At 39.5% G+C, this 2,897-nt stretch carries 3 protein-coding genes; all 3 read left to right on the top strand.

The genetic code is table 11. The features are described from left to right. The first annotated feature begins 469 nt into the window (after positions 1–469). The 3 genes from F6K38_RS25185 to F6K38_RS25175 are packed head-to-tail and all read left to right on the top strand — an operon-like array spanning position 470 to position 2,541. On the top strand, positions 470–1,198 hold the full coding sequence (locus tag F6K38_RS25185) for a hypothetical protein (protein ID WP_287357834.1): 729 nt from the start codon (positions 470–472) through the stop codon (positions 1,196–1,198). A gap of 41 nt (positions 1,199–1,239) precedes the next feature. Continuing rightward, on the top strand, positions 1,240–2,193 hold the full coding sequence (locus F6K38_RS25180) for an O-fucosyltransferase family protein (RefSeq protein WP_287357832.1): 954 nt from the start codon (positions 1,240–1,242) through the stop codon (positions 2,191–2,193). A gap of 33 nt (positions 2,194–2,226) precedes the next feature. After that, positions 2,227–2,541, top strand: a complete 315-nt coding sequence (locus tag F6K38_RS25175) for a hypothetical protein (protein ID WP_008187200.1) — start codon at positions 2,227–2,229, stop codon at positions 2,539–2,541. Positions 2,542–2,897 lie beyond the last annotated feature (356 nt).

The following is a 2,897-nucleotide window of genomic DNA, read 5'->3' as shown; positions in this document are numbered from 1 at the left end:
TATTGGCGGTTGGACTGCCGCTCAATGGCTGCGGTAAATCAATACAGGATATTGAGGAACAGCAAGTCTCATTTGTGAATTTGAGAAGCCCACATCATAATCTTTGATTTGATGTGGGAGTAGTCACTTAATGCCCATCGGCTTCAGATAGTGTGGAGGAGTTTATAAAAAAATAAATCAAAACAAATTCTAGCCTGGATTATGATTTAATCAATAATTTAAAAGATTTAAATTAAAGGGGTTTATCACTTTTCATGTAAGCATTCAGCCGTCAGCTATCAGTTATCAGCTATCAGCTAACAACCTACGCCCACGCTACTTGAAGTGCTCAAGGTCTGAGGCCATGCTAAGCGAATAGTTTATGCCCATAGCTTAGGTTACTCATGGTGCTTGTGAATAAAATAAGCTCACGGCTGACGGCTGATAGCTGAATGCTTACCTTTTCATAAGCAGTTAAATTATCGTCTAAATGATTAAACCAATCACAAAAATAGCTGTTTTTACAGTACATAAAGCCGCTTCAATGTTCTTGCACCAAATAACTATAGAAGCCAGTGCTTTGGCTAAAATTAATTACTATTCTCCCAATAATAAACAGTTAAGTGATAGTTTATTCTATTTTCGACCACCTAGGGAAAATTTTTGCCAGGAAGCCCTTGCTAAGTTTAATTCTATAGATACAGGGTGTATTGGCCCTATGCGTTATCCCCTAGAGATAGACTTAGATAGCTGTTTTGTAAACCTACACCTACGAGACCCCAGAGATGGTCTGAATTCAATGTTCTTTTCTTGGACAAAAATTCACAAAGGGTTCGATCAATCGAAGCGAGACGAGTGGCTTTCTTGGGGAATAGATAAGTTTGTTATTTCATTCAGTGATGAGTACCTTGACAGATATGAAAAATATCTAAATCACTTTATTGGTCATCCTAATGTTAACCTACTCAAGTATGAAGATATGGTATATAATTTTGAGAGTTGGTTAACCTTGTTCGTTCAACCTTTTCAACTTTATTCACAAGATATAAGCGGCTTGTCTAAGCAATTATATGATGAAGTAAATCCCCAAAATGCAGACCCCAATACTCACAGACGTAAAATGATTTCTGGAGATTTCAAAAATAATCTTAAACCTGAAACTATAGATACTCTAAACCAAAAGTTTGGCCATATCCTCTCTGCCTTGGACTATTTATAATACCTATAATTTACTTTGCTATGATAATTGAATCGAAAAAAATGACAAATAATTTTTATTTTGAACAAGGCGATCGATTAAAAGAGCAAGGTAAAATAGCAGAGGCATTACAGGCTTACCAAAAAAGCATTGATTTGACATCTAATGTTAGTACATTAGATGCTGCTAAGTATATTAGAGAAGCGGTCTATCAAGCTGCCTCTATTGCCACAATTAATCAACCGCCCTATAAAAAAATTATTTTCTATGCAGCAATAGGCGGTCTTTGCAACCGCTTGCGTGCTTTATGCGCCTACCTTTGTTTGAGCTACTTTTGGGATATTCCCCTACTGATGTGCTGGCATCCAGAGGAAGCTTGTAACTGTTATTTTGAGGACATTTGTGAAACTGTATGTGAAACTATATCTCCTCAGTCAATCCTAAAATTGTTGAGAAATGAAGATTCCTGCAACATCTTGTATGTAACTGAACACAAATGGCATTCAATCCACCAGAGGTATCTTGAGGATAGTATAGATCATGAAACATTTAGAAAACATTACTTAAAATTTGTCAGGCAAATGAAACTTAAAGATAACTTGCTTCAGGAAATAGAAAAATTTCTGGAAAAGTATTGGCATAACGACATGATTGGGATACATATTAGACGCACAGACCTCTGGAAGCACCTAAAGTCTAGAGGATTAGAGTCACACTTTTCTTCAGATGATAAGTTTATCAGAGTTATAAAGCAAGAAATATCAAGTGGCAGCTCGCACTTTTTCTTAGCTACAGATAACGAAGCGACAAAAACGTTAATCTCCGAGCAATTTCCAGACCAAATAATTAGCTATTGTCAAACTTTCGATGATTCACAAAAGCGCCAAACTTCTGTAGAAAATTCTCTGATAGATTTATATTTGCTTTCTAAATGCCAAAAAATTCTCGGCTCTTATTATTCAAGCTTTAGTGAATATGCTGCCGCTCTGGGAAATATTCCTTTAGTTTATCCGTAAGTATTCTTGACGCTTACAAGGTTTTTCATAACTATGAGCTACACCGGTGCCCTTGACCCATTAAGAATTAAATTCGCCTGGTGCATCTCATTAAAGCTGTTTGACCCGGTGGTGCGTTACGGGCAGCAACCTAACCCTGGCTACGAGGCGGAAAATGAGGAACCCCCTAACGCACCCGGGTGCATCTCATTAAAGCTGTTTGACCCGGTGGTGCGTTACGGGCAGCAACCTAACCCTGGCTACGAGGCGGAAAATGAGGAACCCCCTAACGCACCCTACGCAAAATTTTGTATTATAGCAGTCGCCAGGGCAGTTAGGACATCGACATTAGTCTCACACCCAAAGTAAGCGCAAGAGTTTGACTTCTGACTTCTGACTTCTGACTTCTGTTTGACCCGGTGGTGCGTTACGGGCAGCAACCTAACCCTGGCTACGAGGCGGAAAATGAGGAACCCCCTAACGCACCCTACGCAAAATTTTGTATTATAGCAGTCGCCAGGGCAGTTAGGACATCGACATTAGTCTCACACCCAAAGTAAGCGTAAGAGTTTGACTTCTGACTTCTGACTTCTGACTTCTGTTTGACCCGGTGGTGCGTTACGGGCAGCAACCTAACCCTGGCTACGAGGCGGAAAATGAGGAACCCCCTAACGCACCCTACGCAAAATTTTGTATTATAGCAGTCGCCAGGGCAGTTAGGACAT

The organism is Moorena sp. SIO3B2 (genome assembly GCF_010692525.1).
Lineage (GTDB): Bacteria > Cyanobacteriota > Cyanobacteriia > Cyanobacteriales > Coleofasciculaceae > Moorena > Moorena producens.
The sequence above is the reverse complement of the archived record's forward strand: the minus strand, read 5'-3'. Positions and strand labels throughout refer to the sequence as shown.